This is a genomic window from Marininema halotolerans, assembly GCF_900116235.1.
Taxonomy (GTDB): Bacteria; Bacillota; Bacilli; order Thermoactinomycetales; family DSM-45169; genus Marininema; species Marininema halotolerans.
Genome location: NZ_FPAA01000001.1, coordinates 182,463 through 202,348, shown reverse-complemented (window position 1 = coordinate 202,348; position 19,886 = coordinate 182,463). Strand labels below are relative to the sequence as shown.

Genomic DNA, 19,886 nt, shown 5'->3' with positions numbered 1-19,886 from the left:
TCTGATTCAATCAAGGAATCATCCTTGTCGGAATCAGACTCTTCTTTTTCGTCACAAAATGAGATGTTTCCACGTTGATAGGAGTGAGGGTCGTTGACGCAACATCCCATATATTCGTACAATATAGGAAAACAAAGGAATCCAGACGCATTGTCTGGAAGGGTAGGGATGGCCTTTAAATAGTAGGTCTATTAAAAATGCCCAGCAAGGGGGAGCCCATGCACTCTAAGGGATTCATGCTCTTCTCTGGAACGTCCAATCGAGGCTTGGCTACAAAAATTGCAGGGGAACTGGGAATGAACTTGGGGAAAGTTCGGATCGACCGTTTTAAAAGTGGGGAAATTTATGTCCATTATGAAGAAAGTGTACGCAATGCCGATGTTTATTTGGTTCAGTCTTTATCTCAGCCAGTAAACGATCATTTAATGGAAACACTTTTTATGGTCGATGCGGCTCGTCGGGCTTCTGCTCGTAGTGTTACCGTTGTACTACCCTATTTTTGTTATGCACGACAGGAGAAAAAAGATGCTCCTCGTGAACCCATCTCAGCCAAAGTAGTCGCCGACTTACTTCATACGGTTGGAGTCGATCGGGTAATTACCCTCGATTTACACGCACCTGCTATTCAAGGCTTTTTTCATATCCCTGTCGATCACTTAACTGCTTTGGATCAGATTACAGAGTACCTCACTCAGCAGGCGATACATAATCCAGTGGTGGTTTCACCAGACGCGGGTCGCGTAAAGATGGCGGAAAAGTTGGCTTCCTATCTGGATACTCCCTTTGCGATTATGATGAAACGTCGTCCTGTTCATAATGAGGCAAGTGTGACTCATATTATTGGTGAAGTAGCAGGGCGTACCCCCATTATCATTGAGGATATAATCGATACGGGGGGTACCATCGTGAGTGTCATTGAGCGCCTGCAGGAAAAAGGAGCACATAAAGCGTGGGTGTGCGCCACACACGCTGTTTTATCAGGGGAAGCGTTGAAAAAGTTAAATCACCCTGGAATTCGTGAAGTATTGATCACCGATTCCATCCCGCTTTCCTTAGCAACGTCCTTGGAAAACGTTCGTGTCATTTCAATCGCCCCTCTCTTATCCAAAGCAATTCGGTTAATTCAAGAAGGGGGTTCGATTAGTACCTTATTTCGTGCAGGTATGTAATAGCAGGCAATTATCGCCGAAATTTTCGGAGCCCAATAGGTGATCATCATCGAAGTGTGATATACTTTTTTCAATATCGAATAGCGGCTTCAATACCCTGATGGGTGGGGAATGCAATGAAAAAAACTCAAGTGGGTGCCAAAAATTATGCTAGGGAGCATAACGTTGTCCGTTTACGATTGGATGCGGGCTTCTTCTTTGAACGTGCAGTACGCTCTCTGGATCGGCATCGTTACGATAAAGCATTAAAATATTTCCGCCTTGCTGTAGAAAAGGAACCGGATAATCCAGTCAATCTATGCAATCTTGCAGGGATTCTTTCTGAGATGGGTTATTTTGAAGAGTCAAATGAAGTTTTGCGTAGAATATTGGAACATGCGGATCCTGATCTAAGTGAGTGTTGGTTTTATATGGCCAATAATGCAGCGAACATGGATGATTTTGATAAGGCGGAGGAGCATCTTATCCACTATTTAGAAGAAGAACCTGGGGGTGAATTTGCCCAGGAAGCGGAAGAGATGCTGGATATGCTTGCCTATGAACTCGGGCGGCAACCAAGACGTCCGGAACATAAGCCTAAAAAAGAATGGCTTCGTCGGCATGAAGAAGCACGGATCCAGCTCGAATCGGGCCATTTTCTACAAGCTACGGATACCTTGGAGAAGTTAGTGGCAGAGTACCCTGATTTTTCAGCGGCACGGAATAATTTAGCCCTCGCCTATTATTATACCGGTGAACTAGATAAGGCAAAATCAGTGATCGGAGAGGTTCTGACAGAGGATCCTTCCAATTTGCATGCCTTATGTAACCTTGCGGTTCTCGCCCAGCATAACGGTGACACTCACGAGCGAGAACAATTGGTTGCAATGCTAAAAAAGTGGCTACCTTATCAAACCGAACATATTTATAAATTAGGAACCACGATGGGAATTCTTGGGGAACATGAAGTGGCGTATCAACTCTTCCGAAGGCTATTGAAATTAGAGAAAGATCTAAAAGCGAGCCTGTATCATTATGTAGCAGCTGCTGCCTTTAACACAAAGCGTTATATTGAGGCACGAAAGTATTGGAGGATGGCAAAAGAGTTAGATCCCCAGTCAAAAGCGCCTTCCTTTTTCCTCAATCAGATTGATAGTTGGCAAGGGGTTCCTCCTACGCACCTGCCGATGGTTAGCTACCACTATCAACTTCCCTTTGAAGAGCAGTTTTCTCAATTAGGTCAGCAAGTTGATCAGATTCCTGAACAAATCAAGGAAAATCCATTGATTCGCTCCTCTTTCTTCTGGGCACTTAATCATGGCGATTTTGATACCAAGGTACAAGTGATACAGGTTTTGGAATGGATTGGTGATCAAGAAACGGAAGAAGTACTGAAAAATTTCTTAATGCGTAAGGAAGAAGAGGACGAATTAAAACGCATGACTTTGTATGTATTAAAACGAATTGGTGCCTCGGTTCCCTTTCGAGCCATTTTAGAGGGGCGTGAAGTAACCATTCATCCCAGGGATTTATCCCAAGAGATGCCTTCCTGGTTAGAAAACTGGGAACGGGTTCTTGAATGCTGTCTTGCTGGGATGAGGGGTCAATATGAAAGTGCCCATATGAACGATGCCCAAGTAATCTGGACGGATTTCCTCCGGCAGAATCATCCCAGCCTTCCGGAAATTCGCAAAGTGGAGGGTTGGGCAGCAGCTCTTGAGTATGTGGTGGCTAAATTACATGGTCTTTCCCTTACTCAAAAAAGTGTTGCTCGAAAGCATGAAGTTTCCTCCTCCACTGTGGGTCGCCATGTACGTTTGTTGGAACAGGCTTATAACGCGAAGGGGAACTCCCAATTCTCATGGCGTTCACCGTAAGACGAGGAGGAAGAGAGATGGAGAGACTGGATCAAGCGACCTTTCAATCCTTTATATCGGAAGGGATGAAGCTCGTAGAATTTAGTGCTAGCTGGTGTTTTGATTGTAAACGCATTGCATTATCCATGCCGAACTGGGAAGAGCGTTATCGAGCGCATTTTCAGTTTGGTGAATTGGATGTCGATGAATCGCGTGCCATTGCGGAGGAATATGAGGTGAAAGGTGTTCCAACCTTTATTTTATTTCGTGATGGTGTTGAAATATCTCGGTTAGCGAGTAAAGAAGCGAAGAAGGAAGAGAACGTCCTTCGTTTTTTTGAGGATATGTCTGCCGCTCCCCTCTCCTGAGGGGATTTTTTAAGGGATACTCATAAGGGATATTTGTGCGCTTTGACTTACCATTCATATATGAAGGAAAAGGATTGGGTCATCATGAGTAACCAAAAAATTTCCTTGTTTGACGAAGAAATTTCTCCATTGGTTATTGCTGCCAATCAAGTGGTTGTTGTTGAACCTGATTGGACATTGGAGAGAGCCTTGCTTGTTCTTACGCGTAAAGGATATGCTTCGGTTCCAGTGATTGATCGAGAGGGAAAAGTAGAAGGAGTCGTCAGCAAGACGAATATCCTTGACTATATGTTGACACGAAATGACTTTCAGTTTGCTAAATTATCACAATCCCAGGTGAAGAACGTGATGAATCAGAATCACTCGGGCATTTTGGCGAACTCGATCTTCTCCTTTGCCTTTGATGTATTGATTGACCGACCCTATATTCCTATTATTGATTTAGAAAATCGTTTCGAAGGAATTCTAACGAGAAAAGTATTGATGGAAAAAGTAACCGAGTATTTCCAACGAAAATTTATTGAAAATGAGCGCTCGAAATCCGGTGTGTAAGTTGTGATGTGGTTTACTAAAAAGACCAGCTAACCATGTAGCGGGTCTTTTTATTTTAGGTGAAAGTAGGACTGAGGCGATGAGAGAAGGGGTTCTTGGTGGGTTCAGTCGATTTCGTTATAATAAAGGAGTAGCAAAGTGAGGGATGGCGAATCCCGCATTTTTTGTGAGCGGATATGAGAATAAGTGACAGGACATCTTAGAAATCACTGAGGTGAAACCCGATGCAACGGATTGCTAATTGTCTACTACAAGATCAGGATCAATTCCTACTATTAAAAAAGCCTCGTCGTGGATGGTGGGTGGCTCCTGGGGGGAAGGTGGAATCCGGAGAGACCATTATGGAAGCGGTTTGTCGAGAATTTTATGAAGAGACGGGCTTACATCTTATTCAACCTGTCTTAAGTGGAGTCGTTACGATGTGTGTTGAACAGGACGGAAAGATTGAGAAAGAATGGATGATGTTTAACTTTCGTGCGTCACACTATGAAGGCGCTTTATTGGAGAATTCCCCAGAGGGGCAACTTTCCTGGCAACCCCTCGATGCCTTATCTACATTACCTACCTCGGAAATGGATCAACAGATCCTCTCGCGTCTCGCATGTTTTGAGAAAGAGTTATTTATCGGACGAATCGTTTATTCCCCAGAGGAGGTCATTCTTTCTCAACACTGGCACAACTGATGGCGATAGCCTGGAAACTCATAGAGTCAAGGAATGCAAAGGATTCCATAGAGAGTGCTAATTGGAGTCGAGGTAGGGCTCCCTGGTTTTCTCTACATCGATGAAGGGTATGTCATAAAACTGACGAAACTTCCTTGGACGAATGGTTTAATACAAGGGATACTGGAGAAGGAATGATGACATTCAGTCGCGATGAAGATCCGACTCCCAGGATGCAGGGGTCATCGAGGCTGTTATTAACAGCAAAGGGAGAAATTTTAAGGTAAAATGGAATAGAATATTTGCAATGGAAAGTGGGTGACGTCAGTGGCAGAAAATAGACAGGAAACCAACCTCGTTGTGATTACAGGGATGTCAGGTGCAGGGAAAACCGTTGCTATGCAAAGTTTGGAGGATCTTGGCTTTTTCTGTATTGATAACTTGCCCCCCGCGTTGTTGGGTAAATTGACGGAGTTACTTGAACAATCAGGTGGAATGCGACGAGCGGCATTAGTGATCGATTTACGTGGCAGGGACTTCTTTTCCTCTTTATTTGAATCCTTGGACAGATTAGAGAAACATCACGGAATTCATTATCAAATCCTTTATCTTGATGCGAGTGATGCTGTATTGGTCCAACGCTATAAGGAGACCCGTCGCCGTCACCCTCTTTCCCCAGAAGGTACACCAATGGATGGGATTCATTTGGAAAGGGAGCTTCTGGATGAGATTAGGGGACGTGCCCATCAGATTATCGATACAAGTACCATGAAACCTGCGCAGTTAAAGGAACGTATTATCTCTCGCTATACGGTTACTGGAGAAAATACGTTAACGGTTACTTTCCAATCCTTTGGATTTAAATATGGTGTACCGATTGATGCGGATCTTATTTTTGATGTTCGTTTTCTTCCCAATCCTCATTATGTAGCTTCGCTAAAGCCCAATACAGGTAAAGATACTGATGTGTATGACTATGTAATGAAATGGCAGGAAACAAAGCAATTTCTTGAAAAATTAACGGATATGTTAGCCTTTCTCTTGCCTCATTATCAACGAGAAGGCAAGATGAGCTTAGTGGTAGGTATTGGATGTACCGGTGGGAAACATCGTTCTGTAGCCGTCGCGGAATATTTGAATCGATGGTTTCGAGAAACCGAAGGGACACGCGTCGCACACCGAGATATTGAAAAAAATTAGAGGCGGATGCCGGGTGAAAGAGGTAGGTGGCGATCATGAGCAATTCAGAAGCCGAAGAAAAAGAAATTCCCCGGCTTGTGGTCATCGGCGGAGGAACTGGACTATCTGTCCTTTTGCGTGGATTAAAGCGGTTTCCCCTCGATCTTACTGCCATTGTAACGGTGGCGGATGATGGAGGAAGTTCAGGGCGTCTGCGCAGTGAGATGCAAATGCCGCCTCCTGGGGATGTTCGTAATGTCCTGGTTGCATTAGCAGACGTTGAGCCTTTATTAGAGAAGGTGCTACAATATCGATTTTCCAATGGGGATGGGTTAGCCGGTCATAATTTAGGCAATTTAATCATTGCGGCATTAAAAGATATTACAGGGGATTTTAATCACGGAATACAGGAATTGAGTCGGGTATTAGCCATTCGCGGAAGAGTTCTACCTTCTACAGGCCAAACCATTACATTAAAAGCGGAGATGAGTGATGGCAGTCTGGTAGAAGGGGAGTCAAGAATTCCACGCGTCGGTTGTCGAATCGAACGTGTTTTTATCGATCCGGAGGATGCGAAGCCTGTGGATGAGGCAATGGAAGCGATTAGCGAGGCTGATGGAATCGTCATCGGTCCAGGAAGTCTTTATACAAGTCTACTCCCCAATCTTCTTGTAAAGGGAATGGCAGATGCCATTCGAGCATCTTCAGCAAAAAAGATTTATATTTGCAATGTGATGACACAAGCTGGGGAAACTGATGGATATACGGCTTCGGATCATGTTGAAGCAATTTATCGACACGTTGGCAGTGAGTTATTTGACGTTGTGATCGCCAATGATGCGATCCCCCCATTAGCTATTCAACAGCGCTATGCTGCGGAGGGAGCCGATCCCGTACTTCCGGATATGGATCGCATTCGGAAACACGGCTGTGAAGTGGTATCGGCTAATTTATTAGAAACGCGAGATGTGTTGCGCCATGATGCCTCCTTTTTAAGTCGTAGTATCATGAGGTTGATCCGGAAGTGATGTGAAGAGGAAGGGATGTCCTATGTCTTTTGCCTCCAAGGTAAAACAGGAATTGACTCGTATTGCCTCTAAACCATGTTGTCAACGGGCAGAACTCTCAGCCCTTGTGCGAATTAGTGGTGTAATTTCTTTGCATGGAGGCATGGGTCTTGAGGTGACGACAGAAAACAATGCGATTGCGCGTCATACGTATAGTCTGATCAAAGAGGTTTATTCGGTACAACCAGAGGTTTTGGTAAGGAAAAAAGTGCGTCTGAAGAAGAATAATACCTACGCCCTTCGACTCGGACCGCCCCATGCGGAAAACATCTTGCGTGATTTGTGCATACTGGGAAAAGGGTTGGAACGATTTGAAGGGATTCACCCTGAACTAACTCAAGAGGAATGTTGCCGGCGATCTTATCTTCGTGGTGCATTTCTCGCTGGGGGATCGGTCAACAACCCGGACAGCGTTTCTTACCATTTGGAAATCCTCTCGACCTATCAGGATCATAGTGAAGCCCTATGTCATCTTCTTAATGGGTATTACATGCACGCGAAATGGTTAGAGAGAAAAAAAGGATATGTTGCTTATATTAAAGAAGGAGATAAAATTGGTGAATTCCTCAATCTTATTGGGGCGCATCAATCACTCTTTCAGTTTGAAGATGTACGCATCATGAAAGATATGCGGAACTCAGTCAATCGTTTAGTCAATTGTGAAACCGCGAATTTGAATAAAACGATCCAGGCGGCTATGCGTCAAGTCGAAAATATCAGGCGAATTGACCGCGAAATGGGTCTTGACCAATTGCCGAGTCGATTACGCGAGGTGGCAGAGATGAGGTTGCAACATCCTGAAATCTCCCTGACAGAATTGGGTCAGATGCTTCCACGTAAAGTGAGTAAATCAGCGGTGAACCATCGGCTACGAAAGTTAGATGAAATTGCAGGAAAATTAGGTGACACGGCGACTACTTAACAACCTGTTCTTAAATGCCAATCATTGGAGGAGATAAACGATGGTAGAACGTATTGTGACAGTACATCTAAAAACGGGTCTTCATGCCCGCCCAGCTGCCCTCTTTGTTCAAGAGGCAAATAAATATACTTCCGAGATTTTTGTTAGTAAGGAAAATAAAAAAGTGAATGCCAAAAGTATTATGGGGATTATGAGCTTAGCAGTATCCCATGGGTCTGAAATTACTATTTCAGCTGATGGGTCGGACGCTGAACAAGCAATTGAAGCGTTATCAACGATTGTTGGCAAGGATGATCTTTAAATCGAAATTCAAAAACAGGATCCTCTCGTTGGGGGATCCTGTTTTTTTATGATTTTACCCTTCCAGATTGGGGAATACGTATCGTTATCAGCGATGCTGTCGCTAATTATTCTTCGATTGGATTGTGGACCGTTGGCACAAACTAACAAGAACATGTAGCGAGTAATGGTTAGGGCATCTGTAAGGAGGGATTGGTTCCATGCTTTCTTTAATGATTGTCGTACTGGCTGCCTTTTTTATTCCGATTGTTCTACATCGAATGCAATGGATTGCAATCCCGGTTGTTGTAGCGGAAATTGCGATCGGACTGATTTTAGGTAAGAGTGGATTTGGATTGATCGAGCAAGTTCCTACCCTGGAGTTACTCTCAAATCTAGGTATTATTTATCTCATGTTTTTAACCGGGTTAGAAATCGATTTTGAACTGATTCGTGCTAGTAAAAAAGGTTGCGATTCCTCTAAACCGAATCCTCTTTGGATTAGTGTGTTTACCTTTGTGGGGATCTTTGTACTGGCACTGTTGATTGCCTGGGTGATCGCTATGCTAGGGATCGTAAAAGCACCCTTTTTTATGACATTGATTATCGCCACGATCTCAGTCAGTGTGACACTGCCAGTGTTAAAAGATAAGGGGATATTGGATGTACCTCTAGGGCAAACCATCCTTTTAACTGCGGTAATTGCTGATTTAGTCACGATGATATTATTGGCAATCTATGTGGCTTTTCGCCGCTCCTCTGAGGGCATTACAAGTATGCTCCTCATTGGTGGTCTTTTTCTAGCTGTCTTTTTGATTTACTGGTTTTTGATTCGTTTCGTTAAGCCTTCTAATATGATAAAGAAAATTCAGCGGGAAACGATTTCCATTGGCACACGGGGTGTCTTTGCACTGATCATCTTTTTTGTTGCTTTATCTGAGAGCGTTGGAGCAGAAAATATATTAGGCGCTTTTCTCGCAGGTGCATTGGTGTCACTGCTTAGCCCAGATAAAGGGTTTATCTCCCAGCTAAACGCCTTTGGCTATGGTTTTTTGGTTCCCATCTTCTTTGTTATGGTGGGTGTAAAATTAGACCTATGGGGGTTATTAAACAATACCCAGTCCTTATTGTTACTTCCCTTGTTATTAGGGGCATTCTATTTATCAAAGGCACTGGTCATCCCTATTTTTAGCCGGTTTTTTGGATGGAAGCGTGCAGTTGCTTCCGCTGTGCTACTGGGTTCCACCTTGAGTCTTGTCATCGCCGCGAGCGCAGTGGGGGAACAATTGGGAATGATCAACGCGACAACCAATACCGCTCTCATTCTCGCGGCTGTCATTACAGTATTAACATCGCCAATGGTTTTCCAACGGTTAGTTCCTGATGAAGAGGCGGTTAATTGTGTACGAGCATCCTTAATCGGATTTAATCCTGTCACAATGCAGTTAGCACGGGATCTTACACGGGGCGGGTATACGGTAACCTTATATGGCTCAGATAAAAGCAATCTACAACATATGGAGGGAAGTTCTTTCAAAATGGTGGAGCTTCCAAGCAATGATATTGATACCTTGAAAAACGCAAAGGTGTTTGATGCAGAAATCGTTGTGGCATTTACTAAAGTGGATGAAGACAACCTTTTAATTGCTGCTGCTGCGGAAGAACAAGGGGTCAATCAAGTGATTGCTCGTCACGAGACGAAAGTGAACTTGCCAGAGCAGAGTCAGATTAAGGTGATCTCTGCGTTTTTCTCCAATGTGACATTGGTAAAGGCGATGATTGAGCACCCGTCCCTCATTGACCTAGTCACAACACAGGAACATCTGCAAGAAATCCGGATGAACAATCGCGCCTATCACTTTATTCGGATCCGTGATCTAGATATGTTGGGTCAATCGTTAGTGCTTCGTATATTAAGGGGAAATGAAGTGATCACGCCCCATGGGGATACCGTGATTCACTTGGGAGATCGGTTAATTGTGAGTGATACCCCTGAGCATGCGCGGCGATTGCGCCGTTTACTGGGTAGCTAGTGATCATGAAAATGATGCACTAGGCAGATACCCGACAACCTATGGGTGCATAAGATGGGAGAGATGAAGAAGGAGGGGGTATTGTGTCATCATTTTTAAACAACATCCGCGAGATGAAAGTGCAAGCCTATTCGAGTGCAGGAGCCCTTAGTTGGGGGAATACCGTTAATTTATCAGCAACGAATATGCAAAAAAGCGCAGGGGGTAGTACGCTCCTGGGAGACTACAATTGTAATCGGCAACAAAGTACGAACTATGTAAATGACAATGATTTTATGGATCAAACGGTTCCCTTTCTGCCTTATTGGTAATGTTCAGTTCGACAAGTGCTACGATGAAAGGTTCGTGAGCAGGTTTTTTTAACCTAGACATTCTTGAGTAATGTTGATATGAAACAGGGAGATTGTGAGTATTCATTCATTTTTAGCTATAGCCAAGTTGGGTCCCTTTATGGTTTTGATGATCTTCAACTTTTATATAACAAGTGAACTCTTTCTTGCAGTAGCCTTTGACATTGAAATTTGGCATGGCAATGGGTTTTCCTATGAAACGTTTAGGCGTGATTTACGTTATTTCTATTCAGGAGAACGTGTTTGGGAAAATTTCTTCGAACACCCGATCGGGTGTTCGTTTTTCTTTTGATTGCCAACGCCCTGACGCTGCTTCTCTGTTCTGATCATCATGACTATCCAGAAGAAAGTAGGAAATACGGTGAAAATCATTCGGGAATATTTCTTGCCTCAGGTACTATTATTAAGTGCACTAGGTGCATGTTTTCTTGTTAATCTGATGTTAATACTAACTGTGCTACATGACTTCTTTGGCATATATGTATGGTTTATAATTTTAGGAGAATGGATAGGTATTATCCTTTTGTATGTCTGGTTATTTGCAAAAATAATAATAAAGAAACACCCCAATAATCGAAAACAGCAACTACGGATCATTCGCAAAAGTAGTCTGCTTTCTTATATTGGATTTCCTTGTTGTTTAGTTTTGTGGCAGTTATTAAACTACCTTGATCCTGATGGAGGTAGTCCCTTTCATGGATTTATTGTCTGGGCGTTTATGGGTATGGTGATGTTTTTTCTAGTTGTAATTTTTCATGAGTGGATACTTCGCGTGTGTGTAAAGAAGATGAGTTTAAAAAAGATGACTGAGGAGGGAGTGCTGTCTTGACGGATTATAAAGCCCCAGTCGCAAGGCGACTGGGGCTTATTTATCTATCTATATTTGGTGATCTTGGTCTCTTTTTATTAATCATACACATAGTAAGTCGGTCGGACAATAGGCTAAAGGTTTAATTTCCAATACATACCTTAGAATGAGAAGGTATAAATTTATTATTTTGAGCAGGAGATTGCCTCGCCCATCTCGAATGGGTTAGCCATAAATAAAACACAGTCTGTCTGCGGATTGTGAGGAGCAATCGGATCGATTTTTATGTTATCGTCAATTGTGGACAAAAATTGCCCTGCTTAGGAATAAGAGAGTGGGAACATTCTTTTACTTCAAAATGATGGGGGAGGTTTTTAGTCTGCGGGAGATCTGGGAGGGAGAACGCATGGTTTTGTTACCCCATGAACGGGGATTACGCTTCTGGTTGACCGTCCTGCTTACCGCTGTTCTGCTAGCGGGAGTTCTTCAACCAAGCCCGGTTTTTGGTGCGGGTGGAAGCAAGAAAAAAGAATTAGAGGATGTTCGTAATGAGAAGGATAAAATTCAAAGTGAGCTAAATAAGTTACGCAAGAAGATTGAAGAGCCAAAAAAGAGAGTCATTGAGATTGAAAAGAAGACCAAAGAGATCAACCGCAAGATTGCCGATGTGGAAAAGCAACAACGTGCAAATAAGAAAAAACTCGATTATTATGAAGGGCTCTTTAAAGATCGTTTTCGAATCATTTATGAAAATGGTCAAATGGGGAGTATGCAATCCCTGTTACAAGCCGGTTCACTAAAGGAATTTTTATCCCGTTTTCAAACCCTTCGTATGATATTAGAAAGAGATCGAAGTTTGATGGATCAGTATCAAAGGATTGAAGACGAAAATAAAAAATTAGCAAAAAAATACGAAGATCTTGCCGATGAGCAGCGAAAAAAAGAAGAAGATGCTCGTGAGATTTATGTGCAGGTTCAAAAAGAGATTAAAAAAACCGAGAAAAAGCTTTCGAAGATATCGAATAAAGAAGATGCGATTAAAGAAGAACTTCAACGCTTGACGCTGGTGGATGCTTCCCTTTATCCCTTCAAATATGCAAGTACAGGTGGAGTCGATGCATGGGGATTTTATAACCGGCAGTGTACCTCCTTTGTAGCCTGGCGGATGAACCAACATGGGAAGAGCTTCACAAATATGATGCGTGGTGGTCGTTGGGGGGATGCTAAGCACTGGGATGATAACGCACGCGCGCTCGGTTATCCAGTCAATCGTACCCCTAAAGCGGGGGCGATTGCCCAGTGGAATGCGGGTAATGGGGCGAGTCGCTTTGGTCATGTAGCCTATGTGAAATCAGTGAATGGTTCTTCCATAACCATCGAAGAGTATAATTATGACCCCCGGTATGGCTATAGTTCTCGCACGATTCCTGCTAGTTCCGTAAGTAACTTTATTCATTTTAATTAAGGCTGAACAAATCAGCAAAAGAGGTAGCCCATTGGCTACCTCTTTTGCTTGGATATATAAAATGGACAGGCTAATTGCCTGTCCAAGGGGAGCGATGGGCTTTTGGTAATTCGCGTTTGGGTATATCGATCGGGTTGAATAACGCATGCTCTTTAGTAGGTAGTTGTGATGTATCGATCAATCACAAGTTCCTTCACTCGCCATAACCGATTTCATTCCAGGAGCTAGAGTACGGTCCATTACTGGTGAGTCGAAGACTGGCGGCGACCCATAAGGGCACACCCTACCAAAATCAGTTGAATTCCTGCAGAACCCCATGGTGCAGGAACCGTAGTATGAGGAAGCTTTCCTCCCTCTTTTGATGCGCTGTTGAGGTTGTCTAACTGATTCGATTGTTCTTCTGAGTCAGTTGCTTTGGTTTTCTCAGGCGCATCGAGGGTAGTACCAGGGTCCTTTTTCTCCGGGGAGAATTTTGAAGGGGGTTGATCTGTGGTATCCGCCGAAGAAGTTGGGTTTTTGAATCCGCAGTCGACTAATTTGGTGGGAGTTCCTTTGTGTGTAGCCGGATCCTCGGCTTGGAATTGGAAACAGGAATTCAGGTCCATTGCCTGGCCGTTATTTTTCCCATACCAGACAGCAATGACTTGATAGGTCCTACCAGGGACAAGATCATTGTAATTGGCAGTGAAAGCCCTCAGGGGAGAGGCATCCGGTGACGATTGTTCATCACTTCCATTTAACGTAAGGATCCAGTTCCCTTGAGGATTAACTGCATGAGGAAGGGTGACCTGAACATGGTGTTGTCCATTTTCAAGAGAATAAATAGCTTGTATAGGTTGTTGGTTGGGCTCCGTGGAATTATCGGCAAAGGCAGAAGGAGCTGCTATGAATGCGAAAAAACACATAATTAAAGCGAGTGTTGCCGTCCTCATTTTGTTCACTTTCCTCCTTAGCCTTGCCCATCCCATCCCATCTCAACGTAACATAGACTAAAATTTCAAGCAATGCGATTTCAATAATAAAAGGCGTAAAATAATGTTATAGCGCTATCGTATTAAAGTAGTCATAAGAGTCAGGTAATCACCTTAAAAAAGTAGGGAGGGTGTGCTTTTATAAGCACACCCTCCCTACAGAAGATGAGTGATGTTTACGCCTTCGGCGCTTGGGTAATCACTTTATCGATCAGGCCGTATTTTTTAGCTTCTTCAGCTTCCATGAAATAGTCGCGATCCGTATCTTGTTGGATCTTTTTCAAGGACTGTCCGGTTTGATCAGCAAGGATTTTATTTAATTTATCACGCATACGAAGGATGCGTTTGGCGCTAATTTCAATATCGGAGGCTTGCCCTTGTGCCCCTCCAAGAGGTTGGTGAATCATAACTTCACTGTTGGGTAGAGCCAGTCGTTTTCCAGGCGTACCAGAGGAAAGCAGGAAAGCACCCATGGATGCGGCCATCCCCACGCAGATCGTTTGAATATCACAGCTAACATGGCGCATCGTGTCATAAATCGCAAAGCCTGCTGAGATGGATCCTCCTGGGGAGTGGATATATAGCTGAATGTCCTTATTTGGATCGTCTGTTTGTAAAAATAGCATCTGAGCAACGATGGTGTTGGCTACTGCGTCATTAATTTCACTACCCAAAAAAATGATACGATCTTTAAGAAGGCGGGAGTAGATATCATAGGATCGCTCACCGCGATTTGTTTGTTCCACAACATAAGGAATTAAGTTCATGCAAGGTTCCTCCTCTGTCGGAAAGGTTGGATTGTATTTCCATGATAGCTTAAAGGTCAGGAAAGGTCAACATCTGTCGAAGCTTTTCCTGTACAAAAGAAGACGGCAACCTAAAGGGTTGCCGTCTTCTATAAAAAAATTGGTGCGCCTACCAGGATTCGAACCTGGGCACCTGGTTCCGGAGACCAGTGCTCTATCCCCTGAGCTATAGGCGCGTAATGTGTATTTGTGGATAAGTCACAAACACCATTATAGCTAAGATCAGGAGATTAGGCAAGAGATGATCGATAATTCTTTCTCTCACCAGTGGATTAGGCAACGAAGAAGCGACGGCAAGCAGTATGTAGTTATTGTAAAAATGATCTCGACCTTTAATGTGATAAAATAGGTAGTGGTTCATATGTACATTACGTATTCTTCCCCGATTATGTGTCTTCCAACCTCCTTTTCCTTTTCAAGATGTAATGAAAGTGGAGAATCAGTAACGGCGGTTGAAACATATAATGGAACATGCGGAGGTGACCGCAATGGCTTTGTCGATGGGGTATAGTCTTACACAAGAACAACGGATGAAAGTTGTGATGACACCGGAATTACGTCAAGCCATTCACGTATTGCAACTTTCTGCCCGGGAGTTAACACAGTTTGTTAACGAATTAGCTTTGGAAAATCCGTTATTAGAAATAGACAGTATGACGCCAACAGGAAATAGTGAACCCTTTCAAGTGAGTGAAGAAAGTCTTTCTGATTGGACAGCCTACCTCGATTCCTCTGAACATCCTAAGAGAATTGCACGGCAAGAAGACAATCCCCCCCTTGAGCGGATGACTGCCAGTAAAGATTCCCTGGTGGATAGTTTAGAAAAACAACTACGATGCTTGTCTCTCGATAATGAAGCGTATAAAGTTTGTCAATTTATCATCGGTAGTCTAGATGAAAAGGGATATTTAGATATTGACCCTTCTTTCGTATGTAAGCGTTTTATGATGGAGGAAGAGGTGTGGGAACGTTATTTAGCAATTATTCATGATTTAGAACCGGCAGGGATAGGCGCTCGATCCATCATCGAGTGTTTATCCATTCAGCTACAGCGAGAACAAGAGCCAAATGCGATTGCATTAGCCATCGTCAAAAAGTGTTTACTGCCCTTTTCAGAGGGGCGCTGGGCAGAAGTGACACGCCGCCTCCATTGCACGATGGAAGAAGTCCAAGAGGCTGCTAAAGTGATTCGAGGTTTAAACCCAAGACCCGGAGTGTTATTTAATAACGAGCTCCCCCAGTATATCTTGCCAGATGTCTCGGTCATGGATAAGGAAGGAGAATGGGAGATCGTTGTGAACGAAGGGGATATGCCTCGATTATCCATTAGCAGTCGCTATACCAAGATGTTACGAATGGAGGATGAAACCGCCAAACAAGCGATTCCATATATCAAAGAGCGGTTACAATCAGCGATGTGGCTTGTCAAAAACATTGAACAACGCCGTCAAACCCTATATCGAGTAACGGAAAAAATTCTGGCTGAACAACGGGATTTTTTTCATCATGGGGTAGCGTATTTAAAGCCGCTTACTCTTAACCGTGTAGCTTCATTGCTGGGCATGCATGAATCAACGGTCAGTCGAGCAACTCAACATAAATATATACAAACACCGCAAGGGGTTTTTCCATTTCGGTATTTCTTTCCTTCTGGGGTCATGACAGACCAAGGGACGCATACTTCTGCACAAAGTGTAAAAGATAAAATTGGACAATTTATTGCTAGTGAAAAAAAAGTGAGGCCCCTTTCAGATCAACGACTTGCTGAGCTCTTAGAAAGGGAAGGGGTGCAAATTTCGCGACGGACGGTAACAAAATATCGAGAAGAGATGGGAATTGGGACTTCGCGTAAGCGCAAGCGTTTTAACACGGAGCATGTATAATGTTTTTTTACGATCTTAGGCCGAACCACCTTGTCAAATTGACCAGGTTTAGCTAGAATAAATGGTGTCGGTTCTATTTTTTTGGCCCGCATGGGACATAAATCGCTACATGGGACTTAAAAAGTCCCGGAGGTCTGTATAAATGAAGACAATGATCGAGATGCAGAAGAAACTTTTGCCTGATCTCTTAGATGTTTTAAAACAACGCTATGAAGTTCTTCGTCAATTGCATTTAATGCAACCGGTAGGGCGACGCAGTTTAGCAGCGGCCCTGGGGATGACGGAGCGCATTCTACGTAGTGAAGTAGAGTTCCTTAGAGAGCAGGGTCTTATACGTATTGAGACTGTTGGTATGAAACTTTCTGATGCTGGAAGTGACCTGGTAGCTGAGATGGAACCACTGATGAAGGATTTATTTGGTTTAACGGATTTAGAGAAGCGTTTAGCAACCCATCTGCATTTAAAACGGGTGATTGTTGTTCCTGGTGATTCCGACCAATCTGACTGGGTGAAAAAAGAGATGGGGCGTGCTGTCGCTCGCATCTTAAAGTCGATTGCTCAACCGGATCAGGTGGTTGCTGTTGCTGGGGGAACGACATTAGCTGCGGTTGCAGAAATGATGACTGCCTCCTCTAGCCTAAAAGAGACGACATTTGTGCCTGCACGAGGAGGTCTAGGAGAAGCGGTGGAGTTAGAGGCAAATACCATTGCTTCTCAAATGGCTACGAAATCGGGTGGGAAATATCAGCTTCTCCATGTTCCTGATCAGCTATCTGATGAGGCACGCGAAACATTAATTAAGGAACCCCATATTCAAGAAGTGGTCGAACTGGTTCGATCCGCCCGCATTGTCGTTCATGGGATCGGAGATGCTAAGGCTATGGCTGAGCGACGGAAATCTTCGCCTCAATTGCTCGCTCATTTACAGCAAGAGGGTGCAGTGGGGGAGGCCTTTGGCTATTACTTCGCACCCGATGGACGGATCGTCTATTACGGGCGAAGTATTGGACTCACGTTGGAAGATTTAGCCGGAGCAGACAATGTGATTACCGTTGCTGGAGGATCGGATAAAGCTGCATCTATTGCAGCGGTTTGTCCTGCCGTCGGAGGGGGAACACTCATCACCGATGAAGGTGCTGCCAGGGCGATTTTGCCCATGTGAGGTTTGGTTTGCAAAGATTGACAACATAGATACGGAGGAATGCTCGATGGCAACGAAAATTGGAATTAATGGTTTTGGACGAATTGGTCGTGCGGTATTTCGGGTTGCTATGAAAAATCCTGAATTAGACGTAGTGGCAATCAATGATTTGACAGATGCCGAAACCCTTGCCCACCTACTCAAATATGATTCAATCCATGGTAAATATGAGGGCAGTGTAGAGGTTACTCAAAATGGTCTGATGGTGGATGGAACAGAGGTTGTAGTAATTGCTGAACGCGATCCAGCAAAGCTTCCTTGGGGTGAAATGGGTGTTGAGATCGTTGTGGAGTCAACCGGGCGCTTCACTAAAAAGGCGGATGCAGAAAAACATCGGCAAGCAGGTGCGAAGAAAGTAATTATCTCAGCACCAGCTAACGACGAAGATTTTACCGTTGTCGTTGGGGTAAACGAAGATAAATATGATCCAGCAGTTCACCACATTATCTCCAATGCATCCTGCACTACTAACTGCCTCGCCCCTGTAGCGAAAGTGCTCCATGAGCAATTCGGTGTGCGTCGTGGATTGATGACAACGGTCCATTCCTACACCAATGACCAACAAATCTTGGATCTTCCTCATAAAGATTTACGCCGTGCTCGTGCAGCTGGAGAATCCATTATTCCAACAAGTACGGGAGCAGCTAAAGCCGTCTCTAAGGTGTTGCCTGAGCTTGGAGGCAAACTGAACGGTTTTTCTATGCGGGTACCCACTCCAAATGTTTCCGTAGTCGACTTTGTAGCCGAAACAGAAAAAGAGGTTACAGTAGAAGAAGTGAATGAGGCACTTCGTCAAGCTTCCGAAGGAAATCTAAAAGGAATTCTTGGTTATTCTGATGAACCACTCGTTTCAAAAGACTACAATGGGGACCCACGTTCTTCGATCGTCGATGCTTTATCCACCATGATTCAAGATGGCAACATGGTAAAGGTCATTTCTTGGTATGATAATGAATGGGGCTTCTCCAACCGGATGGTGGACTTAATGATCTACATTGCGAAGAAAGGCCTCTAAGACTAGAATAAAGAGGGTAACAAAGAGGGGAGATTACTCTCCTCTTTCTCATGCTAAGGAGGGCGACAAATTGGACAAACAGTCGATTCGTGATGTGGATCTCCGTGGTAAACGCGTGTTTTGCCGCGTGGATTTTAATGTACCGCTAGAAGACGGAAAGATCACTGATGATAATCGTATCCAGGCGGCTGTGCCCACTATTTCCTACTTAAGTGAGCAAGGGGCAAAAGTGATTTTGGCAAGCCACTTAGGTCGTCCGAAGGGGCAAGTTGTTGAATCCTTACGGCTAGACCCTGTGGCAAAAAGGCTTTCAGATCTCCTTGGCAAGACGGTAGCGAAAGCGGATGAAGCGGTTGGCGATGAAGTAACTGCTCATGTGCAAAGCATGAAGGACGGGGAAATTTTCCTTTTGGAAAATGTTCGTTTCTATCCAGGAGAAGAAACAAATGATGCCGGGCTCGCACAATCATTTGCCTCCCTCGCAGATTTGTATGTAAATGATGCTTTTGGCGCTGCTCATCGTGCTCATGCTTCCACGGAGGGTATCGCTCATTACCTGCCGGCGGTGGCGGGTTTCCTTATGCAGAAGGAACTCGAAACCCTCGGTAAAGCACTCGCTTCTCCAAAGCGCCCTTTTACGGCGATTATCGGTGGAGCAAAAGTTAAGGATAAAATTGGTGTCATTGAACACCTGTTAGATAAAGTGGATCATTTATTAATTGGCGGAGGACTTGCTTATACCTTTTTGAAAGCAAAAGGGTATGAAATTGGGCAGTCCTTATTGGAGCCTGATAAAGTAGCATTGGCAAAGGAGTTTATGGCGAAAGCAGAAGAGAAAGGCGTCGATCTCCAACTGCCAATTGACGTGGTAGCTGCTGCTGAATTCTCTGCTACAGCCCGAGCGGAAGTCGTCCCTGCAAACGAAATCCCTGAAGACTTACAGGGACTGGATATGGGGCCGGATTCAAGGGGAAAGTACGCTCAAATTATTCGGCAATCAAAGCTTGTCATTTGGAACGGCCCTCTCGGAGTATTTGAATTCGATCGATTTGCTGAAGGCACCTTTGCAGTGGCTAGGGCAGTGGCTGACTCCGATGCTATCAGTATTATTGGAGGTGGAGATTCGGCGGCAGCGATTGCCAAGGCGGGTCTCTCTGATCAAGTGGATCATATCTCGACCGGTGGTGGAGCTTCATTAGAATTGATGGAGGGAAAAACTCTGCCGGGTGTAGCTGCGTTACTGGATCGTTAATGAATAAAGGTTACATTGCTAGTGCGCAATTGTAGCAGGATGACAACATTGGATGAAGGCGGTGAACAG

19 protein-coding genes and 1 tRNA gene are annotated in these 19,886 nt (G+C 44.1%); 17 read left to right on the top strand and 3 right to left on the bottom strand.

Translation table 11 applies throughout. The annotated features are described in order from the left end of the window. Positions 1–218: 218 nt before the first annotated feature. From CHX35_RS01025 to CHX35_RS00960, 13 genes are all read left to right on the top strand, one after another. Entirely contained in the window at positions 219–1,169 is a 951-nt protein-coding gene (locus CHX35_RS01025; protein WP_176391817.1) for a ribose-phosphate diphosphokinase, read from the top strand. A 116-nt stretch (positions 1,170–1,285) separates the two neighbouring features. Next, positions 1,286–3,025: a tetratricopeptide repeat protein gene (locus tag CHX35_RS01020; protein WP_091832501.1), complete on the top strand. Its 1,740-nt coding sequence runs from the start codon at positions 1,286–1,288 to the stop codon at positions 3,023–3,025. 17 nt (positions 3,026–3,042) lie between these two features. Beyond that, positions 3,043–3,372, top strand: a complete 330-nt coding sequence (locus tag CHX35_RS01015; RefSeq protein ID WP_176391816.1) for a thioredoxin family protein — start codon at positions 3,043–3,045, stop codon at positions 3,370–3,372. A gap of 84 nt (positions 3,373–3,456) precedes the next feature. Next, entirely contained in the window at positions 3,457–3,924 is a 468-nt protein-coding gene (locus tag CHX35_RS01010; protein WP_176391815.1) for a CBS domain-containing protein, read from the top strand. Positions 3,925–4,148: 224 nt separating this feature from the next. Continuing rightward, a complete protein-coding gene (locus CHX35_RS01005) occupies positions 4,149–4,607 on the top strand; it encodes an 8-oxo-dGTP diphosphatase (RefSeq protein ID WP_091832495.1) in 459 nt (152 codons plus the stop codon). Positions 4,608–4,904: 297 nt separating this feature from the next. Next, the gene (gene rapZ / locus CHX35_RS01000) at positions 4,905–5,786 is read left to right on the top strand and encodes an RNase adapter RapZ (protein ID WP_425435286.1); all 882 of its coding nucleotides are present in this window, start codon (positions 4,905–4,907) and stop codon (positions 5,784–5,786) included. A 35-nt stretch (positions 5,787–5,821) separates the two neighbouring features. Beyond that, the gene (locus tag CHX35_RS00995) at positions 5,822–6,793 is read left to right on the top strand and encodes a gluconeogenesis factor YvcK family protein (protein ID WP_091832490.1); all 972 of its coding nucleotides are present in this window, start codon (positions 5,822–5,824) and stop codon (positions 6,791–6,793) included. Between the two features lie 22 nt (positions 6,794–6,815). Further along, positions 6,816–7,754, top strand: a complete 939-nt coding sequence (whiA, locus tag CHX35_RS00990) for a DNA-binding protein WhiA (protein ID WP_091832487.1) — start codon at positions 6,816–6,818, stop codon at positions 7,752–7,754. A gap of 40 nt (positions 7,755–7,794) precedes the next feature. Beyond that, positions 7,795–8,055 carry an HPr family phosphocarrier protein gene (locus CHX35_RS00985; RefSeq protein ID WP_091832484.1) on the top strand — a complete coding sequence of 87 codons (261 nt, stop codon included), beginning with the start codon at positions 7,795–7,797 and terminating at the stop codon, positions 8,053–8,055. Positions 8,056–8,254: 199 nt separating this feature from the next. After that, complete coding sequence (locus CHX35_RS00980; RefSeq protein WP_091832481.1) at positions 8,255–10,066, top strand: monovalent cation:proton antiporter family protein; 1,812 nt, start codon at positions 8,255–8,257, stop codon at positions 10,064–10,066. Between the two features lie 83 nt (positions 10,067–10,149). Continuing rightward, positions 10,150–10,377: a spore germination protein gene (locus CHX35_RS00975; protein WP_091832478.1), complete on the top strand. Its 228-nt coding sequence runs from the start codon at positions 10,150–10,152 to the stop codon at positions 10,375–10,377. Between the two features lie 400 nt (positions 10,378–10,777). Beyond that, positions 10,778–11,245 (top strand): hypothetical protein, encoded by a 468-nt coding sequence (locus CHX35_RS00965; protein ID WP_091832472.1) that lies wholly within the window; start codon positions 10,778–10,780, stop codon positions 11,243–11,245. Between the two features lie 385 nt (positions 11,246–11,630). Further along, a complete protein-coding gene (locus CHX35_RS00960; RefSeq protein ID WP_176391814.1) occupies positions 11,631–12,689 on the top strand; it encodes a CHAP domain-containing protein in 1,059 nt (352 codons plus the stop codon). Between the two features lie 239 nt (positions 12,690–12,928). On the opposite strand, the gene CHX35_RS00955 is transcribed toward CHX35_RS00960, so the two are convergent. From CHX35_RS00955 to CHX35_RS00945, 3 genes are all read right to left on the bottom strand, one after another. After that, a complete protein-coding gene (locus tag CHX35_RS00955) occupies positions 12,929–13,621 on the bottom strand; it encodes a hypothetical protein (RefSeq protein ID WP_091832466.1) in 693 nt (230 codons plus the stop codon). A gap of 215 nt (positions 13,622–13,836) precedes the next feature. Continuing rightward, the gene (gene clpP / locus CHX35_RS00950) at positions 13,837–14,427 is read right to left on the bottom strand and encodes an ATP-dependent Clp endopeptidase proteolytic subunit ClpP (protein ID WP_091832463.1); all 591 of its coding nucleotides are present in this window, start codon (positions 14,425–14,427) and stop codon (positions 13,837–13,839) included. A gap of 140 nt (positions 14,428–14,567) precedes the next feature. Next, positions 14,568–14,642 (bottom strand) — tRNA-Arg (locus tag CHX35_RS00945). Positions 14,643–14,954: 312 nt separating this feature from the next. On the opposite strand from CHX35_RS00945, the gene rpoN reads away from it, so the two are divergent. The 4 genes from rpoN to CHX35_RS00925 all read left to right on the top strand — a co-directional run bounded on the left by rpoN (position 14,955) and on the right by CHX35_RS00925 (position 19,817). Next, the gene (gene rpoN / locus CHX35_RS00940) at positions 14,955–16,349 is read left to right on the top strand and encodes an RNA polymerase factor sigma-54 (RefSeq protein ID WP_176391813.1); all 1,395 of its coding nucleotides are present in this window, start codon (positions 14,955–14,957) and stop codon (positions 16,347–16,349) included. A gap of 142 nt (positions 16,350–16,491) precedes the next feature. Beyond that, entirely contained in the window at positions 16,492–17,511 is a 1,020-nt protein-coding gene (locus CHX35_RS00935; RefSeq protein ID WP_091832456.1) for a sugar-binding transcriptional regulator, read from the top strand. Positions 17,512–17,557: 46 nt separating this feature from the next. Continuing rightward, positions 17,558–18,565, top strand: a complete 1,008-nt coding sequence (gene gap, locus CHX35_RS00930) for a type I glyceraldehyde-3-phosphate dehydrogenase (protein ID WP_091832453.1) — start codon at positions 17,558–17,560, stop codon at positions 18,563–18,565. 70 nt (positions 18,566–18,635) lie between these two features. Continuing rightward, the gene (locus CHX35_RS00925) at positions 18,636–19,817 is read left to right on the top strand and encodes a phosphoglycerate kinase (RefSeq protein ID WP_091832450.1); all 1,182 of its coding nucleotides are present in this window, start codon (positions 18,636–18,638) and stop codon (positions 19,815–19,817) included. The last annotated feature ends 69 nt before the right edge of the window (positions 19,818–19,886 follow it).